16 protein-coding genes and 2 pseudogenes are annotated in these 17334 nt (G+C 62.9%); 13 read left to right on the forward strand and 5 right to left on the reverse strand.

What is annotated here, in order from left to right; all coding sequences use genetic code 11:
• Positions 1-30 precede the first annotated feature (30 nt).
• The 3 genes from X760_RS50165 to X760_RS50175 form a co-directional block, all read right to left on the reverse strand.
• A complete protein-coding gene (locus X760_RS50165) occupies positions 31-504 on the reverse strand; it encodes a DUF2852 domain-containing protein (RefSeq protein ID WP_023718296.1) in 474 nt (157 codons plus the stop codon).
• A 115-nt stretch (positions 505-619) separates the two neighbouring features.
• Positions 620-1762, reverse strand: coding sequence for a benzoate/H(+) symporter BenE family transporter (locus X760_RS50170; protein ID WP_023718297.1), 1143 nt, complete (start codon positions 1760-1762; stop codon positions 620-622).
• 4 nt (positions 1763-1766) lie between these two features.
• Positions 1767-2537 (reverse strand): alpha/beta hydrolase, encoded by a 771-nt coding sequence (locus tag X760_RS50175; RefSeq protein ID WP_023718298.1) that lies wholly within the window; start codon positions 2535-2537, stop codon positions 1767-1769.
• A gap of 214 nt (positions 2538-2751) precedes the next feature.
• On the opposite strand from X760_RS50175, the gene infC reads away from it, so the two are divergent.
• The 7 genes and pseudogenes from infC to X760_RS50210 all read left to right on the forward strand — a co-directional run bounded on the left by infC (position 2752) and on the right by X760_RS50210 (position 9400).
• The gene (gene infC, locus X760_RS50180; protein ID WP_023677573.1) at positions 2752-3288 is read left to right on the forward strand and encodes a translation initiation factor IF-3; all 537 of its coding nucleotides are present in this window, start codon (positions 2752-2754) and stop codon (positions 3286-3288) included.
• Positions 3289-3490: 202 nt separating this feature from the next.
• Positions 3491-4132 carry an isoprenylcysteine carboxylmethyltransferase family protein gene (locus tag X760_RS50185; RefSeq protein WP_023718299.1) on the forward strand — a complete coding sequence of 214 codons (642 nt, stop codon included), beginning with the start codon at positions 3491-3493 and terminating at the stop codon, positions 4130-4132.
• A 178-nt stretch (positions 4133-4310) separates the two neighbouring features.
• On the forward strand, positions 4311-4514 hold the full coding sequence (gene rpmI, locus X760_RS50190; RefSeq protein WP_006201248.1) for a 50S ribosomal protein L35: 204 nt from the start codon (positions 4311-4313) through the stop codon (positions 4512-4514).
• A gap of 148 nt (positions 4515-4662) precedes the next feature.
• Positions 4663-5064, forward strand: coding sequence for a 50S ribosomal protein L20 (rplT, locus tag X760_RS50195; protein WP_006201247.1), 402 nt, complete (start codon positions 4663-4665; stop codon positions 5062-5064).
• Between the two features lie 96 nt (positions 5065-5160).
• Entirely contained in the window at positions 5161-6246 is a 1086-nt protein-coding gene (pheS, locus tag X760_RS50200) for a phenylalanine--tRNA ligase subunit alpha (protein WP_023718300.1), read from the forward strand.
• A gap of 106 nt (positions 6247-6352) precedes the next feature.
• Positions 6353-8761 (forward strand): phenylalanine--tRNA ligase subunit beta, encoded by a 2409-nt coding sequence (gene pheT / locus X760_RS50205; RefSeq protein WP_023718301.1) that lies wholly within the window; start codon positions 6353-6355, stop codon positions 8759-8761.
• Positions 8762-8798: 37 nt separating this feature from the next.
• Positions 8799-9400 (forward strand): annotated as a pseudogene (locus X760_RS50210) (nucleotidyltransferase family protein).
• A 345-nt stretch (positions 9401-9745) separates the two neighbouring features.
• Here the strand turns inward: X760_RS50210 and X760_RS50215 are convergent.
• Positions 9746-10741: an aldo/keto reductase gene (locus X760_RS50215; RefSeq protein WP_023718302.1), complete on the reverse strand. Its 996-nt coding sequence runs from the start codon at positions 10739-10741 to the stop codon at positions 9746-9748.
• A gap of 105 nt (positions 10742-10846) precedes the next feature.
• Between X760_RS50215 and X760_RS50220 the strand changes: the two genes are divergently transcribed.
• The 5 genes and pseudogenes from X760_RS50220 to X760_RS50240 all read left to right on the forward strand — a co-directional run bounded on the left by X760_RS50220 (position 10847) and on the right by X760_RS50240 (position 15873).
• Positions 10847-11737: a LysR family transcriptional regulator gene (locus tag X760_RS50220; protein ID WP_023718303.1), complete on the forward strand. Its 891-nt coding sequence runs from the start codon at positions 10847-10849 to the stop codon at positions 11735-11737.
• An 83-nt stretch (positions 11738-11820) separates the two neighbouring features.
• Positions 11821-12375: pseudogene (locus X760_RS50225) on the forward strand (cytochrome b); the annotation flags it as partial.
• A 68-nt stretch (positions 12376-12443) separates the two neighbouring features.
• Positions 12444-13019 (forward strand): YceI family protein, encoded by a 576-nt coding sequence (locus tag X760_RS50230; protein ID WP_023718305.1) that lies wholly within the window; start codon positions 12444-12446, stop codon positions 13017-13019.
• Positions 13020-13168: 149 nt separating this feature from the next.
• On the forward strand, positions 13169-14155 hold the full coding sequence (locus X760_RS50235; RefSeq protein ID WP_023718306.1) for a Gfo/Idh/MocA family oxidoreductase: 987 nt from the start codon (positions 13169-13171) through the stop codon (positions 14153-14155).
• 59 nt (positions 14156-14214) lie between these two features.
• The gene (locus tag X760_RS50240; RefSeq protein WP_023718307.1) at positions 14215-15873 is read left to right on the forward strand and encodes an FAD-binding dehydrogenase; all 1659 of its coding nucleotides are present in this window, start codon (positions 14215-14217) and stop codon (positions 15871-15873) included.
• Between the two features lie 11 nt (positions 15874-15884).
• Here the strand turns inward: X760_RS50240 and X760_RS50245 are convergent, their stop codons facing one another.
• The gene (locus X760_RS50245; RefSeq protein ID WP_023718308.1) at positions 15885-16631 is read right to left on the reverse strand and encodes a GntR family transcriptional regulator; all 747 of its coding nucleotides are present in this window, start codon (positions 16629-16631) and stop codon (positions 15885-15887) included.
• 99 nt (positions 16632-16730) lie between these two features.
• On the opposite strand from X760_RS50245, the gene X760_RS50250 reads away from it, so the two are divergent.
• Positions 16731-17285: an autotransporter gene (locus X760_RS50250; protein ID WP_023718309.1), complete on the forward strand. Its 555-nt coding sequence runs from the start codon at positions 16731-16733 to the stop codon at positions 17283-17285.
• Positions 17286-17334: the final 49 nt, after the last annotated feature.

A 17334-nucleotide genomic window follows, 5' to 3' on the forward strand; every position in this document is an offset into this window, starting at 1 on the left:
CGTTGGATTATCCATCTGGGCACGGGACCCTTACTCGTCGAGCAGGCCTGGCGTGGACTTGCCGGTGGTTTTGTTCGTCGTCGACCCGGTCGTGGGAGACGTCGACTTGTTGCGGTTGGCCATGAAACGATCGAACTCTTCCTGGTCCTTGGCGCGGCGCAATTCGCGGGCATATTCGTCGAACTCGCTCAGCATCTCGTCGAGCTTGCGGCGTTCCTCGGCAAGCCGCTCGAGTTCCTTTTCGCGCCAGTCGTCGAAAGCGATGTTGCCGGTGCGGGCGGAGCCATGGCCCCAGCGCGCGGCCTTGTCGGAACCGCGGCGGCAGCCGGCGAAGATGCCGTCGGTGGCGCGGTTGACGTCACGCTTGAAGCCGTCGAGCCGGTCGCCCCAGATGATGTAGGCGAGCATGGCGAAGCCGAGCGGCCAGAACACCATGAACCCGATCACCATCAGCGCGATGGTCGCCGGCGTCCAGGCCGGACGGATCAATGCAGATGTGTTCATTTCTCCCAATCCTTCAGTTGGAGACAGCCAAATCCGGCTGCGTGGAATCGAAATGGGATGGAGAAAACGGCGATTCAAGACAGCAACCGCCAAAACCGGACAAGCGGCTGAAAGATTATCGCTTTTTGAGCATTTCAAGGAAAAGCACGACCAATCCGGCGATCAGGCCCCAGAACGCCGCACCGACGCCGAACAGCGTCAGCCCCGATGCGGTGACGGCGAAGGTGACGGTAGCGGCCATCCGCTCGTCCTCGTCTTTCAAGGCGATCGACAGCGCATTGGCGAGCGGTGCCATCAGCGCCAGGCCGGCGACCAGCGCGATCAGGCTCTGCGGCAATACGGCGAAGATCGCCACCAGCGAGGCGCCGAACAGGGCAAAGACAAGATAGGCCAGCGCGTAGAACGGGCCGGTCTTCCAGCGCTCGGCCGGATCGGGATGCACGTCGGGTCCGGTGCAGATCGCCGCCGAGATCGCCGCAAGATTGGTTGTTGAGGCGCCGAACGGCGCCGTCAGCAGCGAAAACAGGCCGGTGACGCCGATCAGCGGCCCGGGTTCGGGATGATAGCCGGCTGCCCTCAGCACGGCGAGGCCGGATAGGTTCTGCGAGGCCATGGTGACCAGATAGAGCGGCAATGCCAGGCCGATGATCGAAGCGGCGGTGAACTGCGGCATTACCAGCGTCAAGCTCGAGAGTTCCGGTGCCGGCAGACCGCCGACCCGGTCGGTAAGAAAGGCCGCGAGACCGCCGCCGATCAGCACCAACAGCACCGACAGCGCCGGGTTGAACAGGCGGATGACGAAGAAGACCGCAACCAGCGGCAGGATCAGCCAGGGGTCGACGGGCACGGTCTTCACCGCATTGACGGCGAAGGTTACGACGATGCCGGCCAGCATTCCGGACGCGACCGAAGCCGGTATTCTGGCGATCAGCTTGGTCAATGGCCCGAACAGGCCGGTGGCGACCAGCAGGACCCCGGTGACGATGAAGGCGCCAACCGCCTCGCCCATCGAAAAGCCGGTCGATGCGGCGATCAGCGCGACGCCCGGCGTCGACCATGCGGTGATGACCGGCATTTTCGTGCGCCAGGACAGCCACAGGCTCTCGATGGCCATCGCCAGGCAGAGTGCCGTCACCCAGCTTGCGGTCTCGACCTGCGTTGCGCCGACCGCCTTGGCGGCGGCAATGACGATGGCCAGCGTACCGCCGAAGCCGACGATCGCCGCCACAAAGGCGGACACCGGAATGGAAATGCGCATGTTTCTATCCCGCCTGCCGCACCATCGCGTCCACCGCCCGCACCAGCATGTCGAGATCCTGAGGTCGCGACAGGCGGTGGTCGCCGTCCGGAATGAGCGACAGCGTGACGTCGTCGGCCGGCAACTGGCCGACCAGCTTCAGCGCATGGCTCGACGGCACGTCGGGATCGGCCAGGCCTTGCAAGATGTGGACCGGGCAGTGCGTGTCGATCGGCCCGGTCATCACCCGGTTGCTGCGGCCGTCCTCGATCAGTGCGCGGGTGTAGATGTACGGTTCGACGGAATAGTCCGACGGCTCTTCGAAGAAACCCTTTTTCCTGAGGTCGCGCTTCTGCGCTCCGGTCAGCACCGGCTCCACCAGTTCGAACGTGAAATCGGGCGCCGGGGCCAGCAGCACAAGGCCGGCGACGCTGTTCTCGCCCGCCTTACGCAATTCCTGCACCATGCGCAGCGCGATCCACGCGCCCATCGACGAACCAACCAGGATTTGCCTGCCCTGGGTGAAGCGGCGGAAAACCGCCAGGCTCTCGCCCAGCCATTTCGAGATGGTGCCGTCGGCAAAGGCGCCACCCGATTCGCCATGGCCGGAATAATCGTGGCGCAGGAAGGCCCGGCCTTCTTTGCGCGTCCATTCCGACAGGGTTTCGGCCTTGGTGCCCAGCATGTCGGATTTGTAGCCGCCAAGCCAGACGATGCCGGGCTCGGCACCTGCCGCATGCCTGACGGCGATGCTCGTCCCGTCGACGTCTAGGAAGATCGGGGTGGTGGTGCTCATGGTGTATTCCCTCGCGCCGGTCTTTTGGCACAAGCGGGGGTTCAACGAAAAGTGCTCTGTTACTTTCTTCGCTTGGTGCAGAGGAGCATTCATCGAGCAGGTGATTTCCTGAGAATGCTGTGCTATTGACTCCGACCGCGCGCTCACCACATTGCGCGTTCGCAATTCTGAACTGAAGAACCCCTTAACGAAACGGCTCAAGGAGACCACGACCATTCGCAGACCTTTCAAAGCAGCGGCGCCCACCAAGGAAGGCCCGCGCTCCAACCGTGATATCCGGGTTCCCCGGGTCCAGCTAATCGACGCCGAAGGCCAGAACCGGGGCGATGTCTCCATCAACGACGCATTGCTGCTCGCCGAAGAGGCTGGGCTCGATCTGGTCGAGATATCGCCCAATGCAGTGCCGCCCGTCGTAAAGATCCTCGATCTCGGGAAGCTGAAATACGCCAACCAGAAGAAGGCGGCCGAGGCGCGCAAGAACCAGAAGGTCATCGAGATCAAGGAGATCAAGATGCGCCCGAACATCGACAGCCACGACTATGAGACCAAGATGAAGGCCGTCCGGCGCTTTTTCGAGGAAGGCGACAAGGTCAAGCTGACATTGCGCTTCCGCGGTCGCGAGATGGCGCACATGGAACTCGGCATGCAGCTTCTGAACAAGGTTCGCGAGGAAGTGGCGCCCATCGCCAAGGTCGAAGCCGAACCGAAGCTCGAAGGCCGCCAGATGATGATGGTGCTGGCGCCCCGCTAAAGCGCGTTGCGCTTTGGTTCTGTTTTGTGCATGTCGTTGTCCCAAAACCGCTGCGCACTTTTGGGCGACATGCATTAAATCCGCCTGAATCATGTTGCAAGGCGTCCCGGCGATCGGCGGGGCGCCTGTTTTCTTGGCCAGACGCTGCGATCGCCGGCGAGAGCAACGACGCTCTGGTTCCCTCGACGATCGGATTCCCGACATGGTCAATGAAGTCAGATACGCGCAAGTTAAGCACGGGCTTGGCAGCTACCAGCATATGCGCAGGATGGTACTTGCCGTTCTCATCATGGTGATGTTCGCGGCGCTGCTGTTCGGCCAGTCGGTTTTCCCGCCCGATACGCCAGTGCATGAAACGATCGAAATGGTCGGCGTCGTGCTGATCTTTCTCGGCATCGTCGGGCGCTTGTGGTCGACGCTTTACATCGGCGGACGCAAATCCTCCGAAGTGGTGACCGGCGGACCCTATTCGATCACGCGCAACCCACTCTACCTTTTCTCCACTTTAGCTGCCGCTGGTGTCGGCGCACAGATCGGCTCCATCGCGGCCACGATCGGCTTTGGAGCGCTCTGCGCGGGTGCCTTTTACATCGTTATCCTGCGCGAGGAGAAATTCCTCAAGGAGGTTCTCGGCGCGCCATACCAGGCCTATCTGGCGAAAGTGCCGCGCTTCTTCCCGAAACTGTCACTGTATCAGGAAGGCGACACCGGCAGCTTCAAGCCGCGCCTGCTGCGAACCACGTTACTGGACGGGCTGGTGTTCCTCCTTGCCTTGCCGGCTTTCGAACTGATCGACGGCGCCCAGCAGTCGGGCATATTACCGGTGCTGTTCCGTTTCCCCTGAGCACTACAAGGTTGCTGAGCGCTGGGTGTTGCGCGCGCCCTCGCTTTGACGTATATGACTGCGTTCCAAAAAAACCGCCCGGCAGGGCATGCCGTGGCGGTTTCATTTGCTTTTCGGGCTTTGGTCGGCCTGAAGCGAACAAAAAGCGCATTGGTGCGCATATAAACGGAGTAGCAAAATGCCCAAGATGAAGACCAAATCGGCCGCCAAGAAGCGGTTCAAGATCACAGGTACGGGTAAAGTTCTGTCGGCTGCGGCCGGCAAGCGTCACGGCATGATCAAGCGTTCCAACAAGTTCATTCGAAATGCCCGCGGCACGATGGTTCTGGCTGAACCGGATGGCAAGAAGGTCATCAAGAATTTTCTGCCGAACGGCCTCTAGGGCATGATGCCAAAAAGTTGCAGACTTTTTGGAAAACATCATGCGCCAAAATAAGGGCATTCGGTCTGGACACGCATTTGTTTTACGCAATTCCGAACGGAAAACCGCTAGGCACTTTTCCTGGAATTGCTTTTAAGGAGATCATGACATGGCACGCGTAAAGAGAGGCGTCACCTCGCACGCCAAGCACAAGAAGGTCCTGAAAGCCGCCAAGGGTTTTTACGGCCGCCGCAAGAACACCATTCGCATCGCCAAGCAGGCGGTGGAAAAGTCGCTGCAGTACGCCTATCGCGACCGCAAGAATCGCAAGCGTTCGTTCCGCGCGCTGTGGATCCAGCGCATCAATGCGGCGACGCATGAGCATGGCTTGACCTATGGCCGCTTCATCGACGGTCTCAACAAGGCCGGCATCGAGATCGACCGCAAGATCCTGTCAGATATGGCCATCCACGAGCCGCAGGCTTTTGCCGCACTCGTGGCCAAGGCCAAGGTCGCGCTCGAATACCTCAAGAACACCACGCCGAATGCTTTTGAAAGCGCTGTCGCTTAAGACCAGCGCTTCCCAAGCTATTCGACACTTGATTTGGGAAACCCGCGCTGGCAGGGCTGGCGCGGGTTTTTCTTTGCTTCCAATCGGGTCTGGAACATGAGTGACATGGAAACTCTCGAAAATTCCCTGATGGCCGAGATCGCCTCTGCCGCCGACGAGCAGGCAATCGAGGCGGTGCGTGTCTCTGCCCTCGGCAAGAAGGGTTCGGTCTCTGAGATACTGAAGACACTCGGCTCGATGAGCGCCGAGGAGCGCCAGGTCAAAGGCCCGGCAATCAACGGCCTCAAGAACCGCGTCACCGAGGCACTTTCGGCGCGCCGCGCCGAGCTGAAAGATGTGGCGATCACGGCACGGCTTGCCGCCGAGAAGGTCGACGTCACCTTGCCGGTGCGACAATCGCCGGCCGAGCGCGGCCGCATCCATCCGATCAGCCAGGTTATCGACGAGATCGCGGCGATCTTCGGCGATCTCGGCTTTGCCATCGCCGAAGGTCCCGACATCGAGACCGACTACTACAATTTCACCTCGCTGAACTTCCCGGAAGGCCACCCGGCGCGCGAGATGCACGACACCTTCTTCTTCCAGCCGGACGAGCAGGGCGAACGCAAGCTTTTGCGCACCCACACCTCGCCGGTGCAGATCCGCACCATGGAGATGCAGAAGCCGCCAATCCGCATTGTCATTCCTGGCAAGACCTACCGGCAGGATTCCGATGCCACCCACTCGCCGATGTTCCATCAGGTCGAGGGGCTGGTGATCGACAAATCGGCCAACGTCGCCAACATGAAGTGGGTACTGGAGGAGTTCTGTAAGGCCTTCTTCGAGGTGCCGAGCGTCAAGATGCGCTTCCGGCCGTCCTTCTTCCCGTTCACCGAGCCCAGCCTCGAGGTCGATATCCAGTGCGACCGTTCGCGGCCTGGCGAGGTGCGCTTCGGTGAAGGCTCAGACTGGCTGGAGATCCTAGGCTGCGGCATGGTCCACCCCAACGTGCTCCGCTACGGCGGCCTCGATCCCGACGAATACCAGGGCTTCGCCTGGGGCATGGGCATCGACCGCATCGCCATGCTGAAATACGGCATGCCCGACCTGCGCGCCTTCTTCGACGCCGATGTGCGCTGGCTGTCGCATTACGGTTTTAGGCCGCTCGACATGCCGACGCTGTTTGGCGGGCTAAGCGCGTGACAACCGGGCCGCAGCAAATCCGCGGGCAGCTAGCCTTCCTGCACATGTCCGACGCGCGGCCGCATAGCTTCAAGCCCAGCGTGCCCAGACCAGACGGAACACAGTCATGAAACTTACCCTCTCCTGGCTCAAGGATCATCTCGAGACCGATGCCTCGCTGGCGGAAATCGTCGAACGTCTCACCTCGATCGGCCTCGAGGTCGAGCATGTCGACGACCGGGCGAGCTTGAAACCTTTCGTCATCGCCAAGGTGCTGACGGCAGTCCAGCATCCCGACGCCGACCGGCTGCGCGTGCTGACCGTCGACACCGGCGACGGCAGGGCGCCGGTGCAGGTTGTCTGCGGCGCGCCGAACGCCCGCGCGGGCCTGATCGGCGCCTTTGCAGCACCCGGCACCTATATTCCCGGCATCGACGTGACGCTGACCGTCGGCAAGATCCGCGGCGTCGAAAGCCACGGCATGATGTGCTCCGAGCGCGAGCTCGAACTGTCCGAGGAGCATGACGGCATCATCGACCTGCCGGCCGATGCGCCGGTCGGCACCAGTTTCGCCGCCTATGCCCATCTCGATGATCCGCTGATCGAGATCAATCTGACGCCGAACCGGCCGGATGCCACCAGCGTCCATGGCATCGCCCGCGATTTGGCGGCAAGCGGGCTCGGCACGCTGAAGAGCGCGCCGATAGAGCCGATCCCCGGCAAGGGCGAGACGCCGGTCAAGGTGACGATCGAAGCGCCGGAGCTCTGTCCCGGCTTTGCGCTGCGCCTGGTGCGCGGCGTCAAGAACGGACCGTCGCCGAAATGGTTGCAGCAAAGGCTTCTCGCCATCGGCTTGAGGCCGATCAGCGCGCTGGTCGATATCACCAATTACGTCACCTTTGACCGCGGCCGGCCGCTGCATGTGTTCGACGCTGCGAAGGTCACCGGCAACCTCACCGTGCGCCGGGCACGCGACGGCGAAAAGGTGCTGGCGCTCGACGGCCGCCAATACACGCTGACGCCGGAGATGTGCGTCATCGCCGACCAGGATGGTATCGAGTCGATCGCCGGTATCATGGGTGGCGAGCATTCCGGCTGCGACGAGAACACCACCGACGTGCTGATCGAGTCCGCACTTTGGGACCCGATCGCCACGGCCCGCACCGGCCGCACGCTCGGCATCATCACCGATGCACGCTACCGCTTCGAGCGCGGCGTCGACCCGGAAATGATGGTTCCCGGCGTGGAACTGGCAACGAGGCTGGTGCTCGATTTCTGCGGTGGCACGCCGGCGCAAACCGAAGCCGTCGGCTATGCCGACCATCGGCCGAAGATCGTCTCGTTCCCTTTGTCGGAAGTGAAGCGGCTGACCGGCATCGAAGTGCCGCGCTCGACAAGCCTCGACATTCTTGCCCGCCTCGGCTTCAAGCCGGAGGGTACCGGCGATGTCGTCAATGTGGCGGTCCCGTCCTGGCGGCCGGATGTCGACGGCAAGGCCGACCTGGTCGAGGAGGTCATGCGCATCCACGGCGTCGACAATATCGCGCCGCAGCCGCTCGGTTCCCATGACGCGGTCAACGCCAAGATCCTGACTGTGCTGCAGATCCGCACCCGCGCCGCCAAGCGGGCACTTGCCGTGCGCGGCATGATGGAGGCCGTCACCTGGTCGTTCATTCCGGCAAAACACGCCGAATTGTTCGGCGGCGGCCAGCAGGCGTTGAAGCTTGTCAACCCGATCGCCGCCGATATGTCGGACATGCGGCCGTCGCTGCTGCCGGGCCTGATCGCAGCCGCGCAGCGCAACGCCGACAAGGGCATCGGCGATGTCGCGCTGTTCGAAGTGTCGGGCACTTACGAGGGCGACGGCGCCGACCAGCAGCGGCGTGTTGCCGCCGGCGTTCGGCGCGGCACCGCCAAGCTCGAGGGCTCCGGCCGTCATTGGGCCGGCAACGCCGGCGCCGTCGGCGTCTTCGACGCCAAAGCCGATGCGATCGCAGCACTCGAAGCCTGCGGCGCGCCGGTCGAGCGGCTGCAGATCGAGGCCGGCAGCCCGGCCTGGTATCACCCCGGCCGCTCCGGCACGATCAAGCTCGGGCCGAAGGTAATCCTTGGCACGTTCGGCGAGTTCCACCCGAAGACGCTGGAGGGGCTTGACGTCTCCGGTCCGCTTTGCGGGTTTGAGGTGTTCATCGATGCCGTGCCCGAGCCGAAGGCCAAGCCGACGCGGACAAAGCCGAGGCTCGATCTGTCCGCCTTCCAGGCGGTCAAGCGCGATTTCGCCTTCGTCGTCGACAAGGCGGTCGAAGCCGGCACACTCGTTCGCGCCGCCCTTGCCGCCGACAGGAAGCTGATTTCCGGCGTCTCGGTGTTCGATGTTTTCGAGGGTGCAGCACTCGGCGCGGCGAAGAAATCGATCGCCATCGAGGTGTCGATCCAGCCGGTCGAAAAGACGCTGACCGACGAGGATTTCGAGGCATTGGCCAAGCGCATCGTCGAGAATGTCGGCAAGCAGACCGGCGGTGTGCTGCGCGGCTGAGCTTGCGGACACATGGCGAATCGCTCTCCAAAGGGCGATGGACCATCTGCGCTATTCCGGGCTCTCCTTCGAAACTCAGCGCACGGCGTTTCTCGACATCGTCTCAGCCGATCCGCTGATTGACGAGACACTGTCGCGAGTGCGCGCGCTAGGCCTGCCGGACTGGCTTGTCGTTTCCGGCGCGCTTTACAACAGTGTCTGGAACCATCTGACGGCGAAGCCTTCGGGATATGGCATTCGTGATGTCGATCTGTTCTATTTCGATGAGAGCGATCTGTCTTACGAGGCCGAGGACACGGTCATCCGCCGGGCGGCGAAGCAGTTCGAAGGACTGACGCTGTCGGTCGAAGTGCGCAACCAGGCGCGGGTGCATCTGTGGTTTGAGGCGCGCTTTGGCGGTTCCTATCCCAGACTGTCGTCGTCCGCCGAGGCGCTGTCCTATTTCGCTTCGAAAACCATCCGGTCGGCGTTAGATTCGGCACCGATGGGCAACTCGCGCTCGTGGCGCCGTTCGGGCTCGACGACATCTTCTCGTTTCGCGTTACCCCGAACCGTGCACTGGATAATCAGCAGACGCACGAGATGAAGGGCGCGCGTGCGAGGGAGAACTGGCCGGAGATCAGTGTCGTGCCTTGGTAGGAAATGTCGGCGGGACAGCACCCCCCTCTGTCCTGCCGGACATCTCCCCCTCAAGGGGGGAGATCGGCAGCTTCGGCGATCCGCTCGCTCCTGCAACGTCCGTGATTGGCGAAAGCCGAGGTGACGTCCAATCTCCCCCCTTGAGGGGGAGATGTCCGGCAGGACAGAGGGGGGTGCCTCGCGCCAATATCTCGCAATTATTTGCATTGCGGTGCGACCGAAAACGGGACGNCGGCAGGACAGAGGGGGGTGCCTCGCGCCAATATCTCGCAATTATTTGCATTGCGGTGCGACCGAAAACGGGACGCCGAAACGCCCCGTTTCGATTACGCCGTCGATCGCCGTTCAACCGTTGACCAGCGCCAGCAGCTCCTCGGTATAGCGCTTACCGACCACCTTCTCCGGCGACAGCGCATCGCCAATGGATGCCACCTCGGCCTGGCTCAGCACGATATCCGCTGCCGCCGTATTCTGCTCCAGATGGCGGATTTTTCGCGCACCCGGGATCGGCACAATGAAGTCGCCCTGATGCAGCACCCAGGCGAGCGCCAGCTGCGCCGGCGTCACGCCCTTCTCGGCGGCCATCTTTTCCAGCACGGCGACGACCGCCGCATTGGCCGCCATGGCGTCGGCCTGGAAGCGCGGCAACCCGCGGCGCCAGTCGTCGGCGCCGAGAACATCGGGCTTGGCGATCGTGCCGGTGAGCAGGCCGCGGCCGAGCGGGCTATAGGGGACAAAGCCGATGCCGAGCTCGCGACAGACGGCAAACACCTCCTCCTCCGGATCGCGGCTCCACAGCGAATATTCGCTCTGCACCGCGGCGATCGGATGCACCGCATGCGCCCGGCGGATGGTCGCCGCACTCGCCTCCGACAGGCCGAGCGCCCGCACCTTGCCCTCGCGCACCAGCTCGGCCATGGCGCCGACCGTATCCTCGATCGGCACGTTGGGATCGACGCGGTGCTGGTAATAGAGGTCGATGACCTCCGTATCCAGCCGCTTCAACGACGCTTCGGCAACCGCCTTGACGTGTTCCGGGCGGCTGTCGACGCCGGCCATGCGCTCCATGCCGCTGCCTTCTTCCAGGATTTTGAAGCCGAATTTCGTCGCAATCGTCACCTTGTCACGCACCGGCTTCAGCGCCTTGCCAACCAGGATTTCGTTCTCGTAGGGGCCATAGACTTCGGCCGTGTCGAAGAAATTGACGCCGATGTCGACAGCGTGGCGCAGCGTGGCGATCGCGTCCGCCTCCGGCTGGCCACCATAGGCAAAGCTCATCCCCATGCAGCCGAGGCCGACCGGGTAGACGTCAAGTTCATTGCCGAGCTTGCGGGTTTGCATCACGTATCTCCTTGTTGTGATGGTTGTGATGCCGCAGAGATAGCGTCTTGCGCTGCGTTCGATAATCGGCTCTCATTTGCACAGGCTGTTCCAAAAAATAGATCAATGAAGCGAACCCATCTTTCACAGCTCGCTGTACTGGCAACGGTCGCCCAATGCGGCAGTTTTCGCGGCGCGGCCAAGGAACTGGCAATCGCGCCATCGGCGGTCAGCCACGCGGTTTCCAGCCTCGAAGCGCGCCTCGGCGTGCGCCTTCTGGCGCGCAGCACGCGCAGCGTCGCTCCGACCGAGGAGGGCGCGCAGCTGCTCGAGCGCCTCAGGCCGGCGCTATCGGAGATCGATCTGGCGCTGGAATCGGCGATCGAGGCGCGCGACCGGCCGGCCGGCAATCTCAGGCTGACCGTGCCGCGCACCGCGGCCCACCTGACGCTGACGCCAAGACTCGGCGCCTTTGCCGCTGCCTATCCCGACATCGTGCTGGAGATCGTCATCGAGGACCGCTTCACCGATGTGGTCGAGGGCGGCTTCGATGCCGGCGTGCGGCTGGGCGAGAGCCTGCAGCGCGACATGATCGCCGTGCGCATCGGGCCGGACCTTCGCGGCGCAGTCGTCGGCGCGCCATCCTATTTCGAGACCATGCCCAAGCCGCAGCATCCGCGCGATCTTGCCGGTCACCGCTGCATCCGCTTCCGCTTCTCCAGCGGCATTCTCTATCGCTGGGAATTCGAGAAGAACGGCGAGGAGATCGAAATCCCGGTCCAAGGGCCGCTGATCCTCGACGAGGACCATTTGATTGCCAACGCCGCAGTCGACGGCGCCGGGCTCGCCTTCGTGTTCGAGGACTATGTCCGCGACGCGCTCGCCGCTGGCAAGCTTGTTCGCGTGCTGGAGGACTGGTGCCCGCCTTTCGACGGCTTCTTCGTCTATTACCCAAGCCGCCGCCAGATGCGGCCGGCGCTCAGGGCCTTTGTTGATTTCTTCAAGGTCGGCGAGTAAGCCAACCCTCCCCACAAGAGAGAGGTGGAAGAAAGCCGACCTGGCATTCGTTCACCGACCATGTCAGCACTGCCCAAAACCAGGCCACCGGCTACGGCTGGACGGCGCTCATCCTTCACTGGCTGATCGCGGCGCTCTTTATCGGCCAGTTCGTGCTCGGCTTCGTCATGGTGAGACTGTCCAGCCAGCGCACCGCCTTCGAGCTGATCCAGCTGCATAAATCCTTCGGCTTCCTGCTGCTTGGGCTGGTCATCCTGCGCATCGCCTGGCGCCTTGCCAGACCGGCCCCATCGCTGCCGCGCTCGGTCGGCCCGTTCGAGCGCCGCATCGCGCCGCTTGTCCATCTTGCGCTTTATGCGTTTCAGCTCGCTCTGCCGCTGTCCGGCTGGGCGCTGGTCTCGGTCTCGGTGCTGGAGATCCCGAGCGTGCCGTTCAATCTGTTCGTCATGCCCAATCTGCCGCTTGGTGAATCGGACATGGCAGAAAGCTTCTGGGCGGCGACGCACTGGTATCTCGCCTATGCCGGCATCGGGCTTGTCGCTTTGCATCTGGCCGCGGCGCTGCGTCATCATTTCTGGCTGAGGGATACCGTGCTGACGCGCATGATCACGGCTTCGTCACATCGCGACACGGAATAGAGCGGGCGGCTCATTCGTTCATGGGGCGAGGACGCAAGAAAGCGTTGCCTCCCAAGAGGACCAGTCCCATGTACGCGCGCATCTTCGGATTTGCGGCAGCCGTCGCTTGTTTTGCCATGCCTGTTTTCGCCGCCGTCGCCCTTGGCGACGCGGCCGGCAGCTACACCATCAGCCCGGGGAGTTCCAGCATCCACTTCTCCATCGCCAAGCTCGGCGGCGGCGGGCTCGACGGTGCCTTTGCCCGCTTCAAGGGCAGTATCCTCATCGACAACAGCGATATCGGCCGGTCCCAGGTCAATTTCACCATCTTCCCCGAAAGCGTCGGTACCGACCAAAGCCGCATCGACGCATTTCTCCGCTCGGACGCGGTTTTCGACGCGGCCAACAATCCGGAGATCCAGTTCCGTTCGACCAGCGTCAAACGCACCGGCGCCACGTCAGCCCTTGTCACCGGCCGGCTGACGGCGCGCGGCAAGACCTTTCAGGAAAAATTCACGGCCGAGCTCCGCGGCCTCAGGGCGGGCACGATAAAATTCCATGTCACCGGCAAGGTGCTGCGGTCGCGCTACGGCATGGATGTCGGCACGCCGATCTATTCCAACGTCGTCGACTTCGACATGACGCTGACCGGCAAGCGGGGATAGCTTGACTTCGCGATTGGCAGAGACACGTCTCGCATCGTCAAGCCCGAGGATGACGAAAGCCCGGTTCGAAGGACCAGTCCAAGTGTCCAATTGGCTTTTCTCTTGAATTAGGGCAAACCTCCAGGCCTGCAATCGAGAGGAGAAATCTGATGTTCCGATGGGGTGTTTTGTCGACGGCCAAGATCGGCCGCGAGCAGCTTTTGCCGGCAATCGTCGAGGCGGAGAACGGCGTGCTGTCGGCGATCGCCAGCCGCGATCTGTCGAAAGCCCGGGCACTGGGCGAACGCTTCGGCGCGCGCCACGCTTTCGGCTCCTATGAGGAGCTGCTCGCCTCCAGCGACATCGACGGCGTCTACATTCCGCTGCCGACCTCGCAGCATGTCGAATGGACGGCCAAGGCGATCGAGGCCGGCAAGCATGTTCTGGTCGAAAAGCCGCTGGCGCTCGATGCCAAGGACATTCCGCCGCTGATCAAGCTGCGCGATGCCAAGAAGGTGCTGGTCTGCGAAGCCTTCATGGTCGTCTACCATCCGCAATGGATCAAGGTGCGCGAGCTGATCGCCAACGGCGCCATCGGCCGGCTGCGCCATGTCCAGGGCGCGTTCTCCTATTACAATGTCGACCCCAACAACATGCGCAACAAGCTCGATCTCGGCGGCGGCGCGCTGCCCGACATCGGTGTCTACCCGACGGTGTCGACACGCTTTTCGACGGGCAAGGAGCCGCTGCGCGTCCAGGCGACGATCGAGCGCGACAAGACGTTCGGCACCGACATCTATTCCTCGATCCGCGCCGATTTCGGCGATTTCGAGCTGTCATTCTACCTGTCGACGCAGATGGCGGCACGCCAGGTGATGGTGTTCCACGGCGAGAAGGGATTCATCGAGGTGTTCTCACCGTTCAACGCCGGGCTCTATGACCATCACCGCGTCGAGCTGCACAACCAGAACCACAGCGAGGCGCAGGTATTCCGCTTTCCCGGCACGCAGCAATACCGGCTGGAAGTCGAGGCCTTCGCGCGGGCGGCACAGGGCGGCAAGGACCGCGTTTTCACCCTGGAAGAATCGGTGCTCAACCAGAAGGTCATCGATGCCATCTTCCGCGCCGGCGAGAAGGAAGGCTGGGAGACAGTCTAGGCCGGCCATGATCCCAAAAAATGAGGGACCGGTTTTTGGACGAGATCATGGCCAAATAGATGCCAAACGACGCGGATGTGATCATTGTCGGCGCCGGCCTTGCCGGTCTTGTCGCGGCGGCCGAACTGACTGAGGCCGGCAAGAAGACAATCATCGTCGAGCAGGAGCCGGAGCAGTCGCTTGGCGGCCAGGCGTTCTGGTCGCTCGGCGGCATCTTCCTTGTCGATTCGCCCGAACAGCGGCGCATGCGCATCCGCGATTCGTATGAGCTGGCGCTCGAGGATTGGCTGGGCACTGCAGCCTTCGACCGCACGGAAGATCTCTGGCCGCGCCGCTGGGCTGAGGCCTATGTCGGCTTCGCCGCCGGCGAGAAGCGCTCCTGGCTCATGCAGCGCGGCCTGAAATTCTTTCCGGTGGTCGGCTGGGCCGAGCGCGGCGGCGGCAATGCCGTCGGCCACGGCAATTCGGTGCCGCGCTTCCATGTCACCTGGGGCACCGGGCCTGGTGTGCTCGAACCGTTCGTGCAGCGCGTGCGCGAGGCCGAGAAGCGCGGGCTGATCAGCTTCAGGTTCCGTCACCGGGTCAACGAATTGAGCCGGACGGGTGCTGCCGTCGACGGCGTGCGCGGCGACATATTGGCGGCGAGTGATGCCGAGCGCGGCCGCAAGAGCTCGCGCGAGATCACAGCCGATTTCGAGTTGAAGGCGCAGGCCGTCATCGTCGCCTCCGGCGGCATCGGCGCCAATCACCAGCTGGTCCGGGAGAATTGGCCGCAGCGGCTGGGTGCGCCGCCGAAACGCATGATCACCGGCGTTCCCGACCATGTCGACGGCCGCATGCTGGCGATCGCCGAGGCTGCCGGCGGCAGGCTCATCAACCGCGACCGCATGTGGCACTATGTTGAGGGCGTCAGGAACTGGGCACCGATCTGGACCGATCATGCGATCCGCATTCTGCCCGGCCCGTCATCGCTGTGGCTCGATGCGCGCGGCAAACGCCTGCCGGTGCCGCTCTATCCCGGCTTCGACACGTTGGCCACGCTCAGCCACATCATGAGCACCGGATACGACTATTCCTGGTTCATCCTGACCAAAAAGATCATCCAGAAGGAGGTCGCGCTGTCCGGCTCCGAGCAGAACCCCGATCTGACGGGGAAAAGCTGGCGCCAGGTGCTTGGCCGTGCCACCAGCGGCGTGCCCGCGCCGGTCAAGGCGTTCATGGAGAAGGGTGAGGATTTCATCGTCGAGCCCGAACTGCCGGCGCTGGTCGCCCGCATGAACGCACTGGCCGGAGGCGAGCCGCTGCTCGAACTGGCGCAGGTCGAGCGCGAAATCCGCGCCCGCGACCGGCAGCTAGACAATCCGTTCTCCAAGGACATGCAGATCACCGCGCTGCGCGGCGCGCGAGCCTATCTCGGAGACCGGCTGATCCGTACCGCAAGACCGCACAAGCTGCTCGATCCCGCCAATGGCCCGCTGATCGCCGTCAGGCTCGGCATCCTGACCCGCAAGACGCTCGGCGGGCTTGAGACGGACCTCGACAGCCGCGTGCTGGGCGCCGGCGGCCAACCGGTCGAAGGGCTGTACGCGGTGGGCGAGGCAGCCGGTTTCGGCGGCGGCGGCATGCACGGCTATGCAGCGCTCGAAGGTACGTTTCTCGGCGGCTGCATCTTTTCCGGCCGCAGTGCCGGACGGGCAGCGGCGCGAGCGGTGGGGTGAAACAAGGCGCTTTAGGCGAAAGGTTGCAAATTGACGTCTTGAAGCTTGGAACCGGCAAGCAAAGCCTCGAGCACCTGCTTCTTCAAAAACAGGCACTGCGCACGGGCAAGTTTCACGATGGCGGAAACGTCGCCTGCCTCGCAGGCAAGAACCAGTTCCTTTTGCTGGGCGATGATCAACTGGGTGAAGTCGCGCGACTTGAAGCCGAGGTGGAGAACCCGCGCCGACTGGTCGAGTATCTGGTCCAGGAGATGCGCCAGCCGCAAATTTCCCGAGAGCTCCGCAAGGGCCAGGCGAAAAGCACGATCGGCCGCAAGGAAGGCAATGTGGCTGCGTAGCGTCTCCGGCTTCAGCACTTTTTTCGCTGCCAGCCTGATATCCTCCAGCCCGCGCTCGGTCATGTTCGATGCCGCCACCCTGAACACTTCCGGCTCGATCAAGCTGCGGACATCGAAGATCTCGTTGACGTCCCGCAGACTGAGCGTCGCAACGACGTAGCCGCGGCGCGGCTCGCTCCTGACCAGCCCTTCCTGCATCAGGCGGGCCAACGCCGCGCGGATGGTAGCCTTTTTGATCTGGTATCGATCGCCGATCTGTTTCTCGGTGAGCGCTTCACCGGGGCGCAGCACGCAGGCAATGATGTCGTTCCTCAGCTGCTCATATGCCTGTTCCCTGCGAAGGACGTCGGCGGCTGACAGTGCTGTCGCCTCGACGGTGGCTGGCCCTGCCGGTTCGGCGGTCAACTTCGTCGTTTTCATATTCTGTCCGTCTGGCTGTCCCGTTGACGCTGGCCTCAGCATTCGCTAGCGTGAGCACCTCAGATTGATAATCTGAGCATCTCAGGAAGGATAACTGATATGCCTTTAGCCGCCAACTCACCTCTCTACGCCGTTGCCGATGATATCGTCAATGCCGCGAGAGGCCCAGATCCCCTCGAAGCGGTAAGGACGGTCCTGGGCGACTACACGAACCGTTTTCACGCATCGGGAACACTCGCTCACGAAGAAGACGACGACGAGGTGCTTCTGCATGCGAGCCCTAACCTGACGATCTATCACATCACGCTGTCGCCCGGCCTGCAGTACCCGCCTCATAACCACCTGATGGATGCCTTGATCGGCATCTACAAGGGCAGCGAGACGAACTTCATCTATCCTGTTGCCGGCAGCGAACTCGATGTCCCGGAAAGGCAGGACATCGCAGCGCCTGCCGTGGTGCACATGGCCTCAAATACCGTGCATGCGGTTGCGAATACCGGCAGCGCGCGATCGGGTGCGCTGCATGTCTACCTCGGCGATCTCACACGAACCCACCGGCAGCTGTGGAGCCCGGAAAGCAACCAGGCCGAGCCGTTTGACAATGACCGCTACCTGGCCGGCGCACGGCCCATTCAGCAGTCCGGGCGCGAATGAGCGCAGAGGCGTCGCTGGCGGCGAAATTGGCCGTGATCAGCGAACCCGT

This window comes from Mesorhizobium sp. LSHC420B00 (assembly GCF_000503055.1).
Taxonomy (GTDB): Bacteria; Pseudomonadota; Alphaproteobacteria; order Rhizobiales; family Rhizobiaceae; genus Mesorhizobium.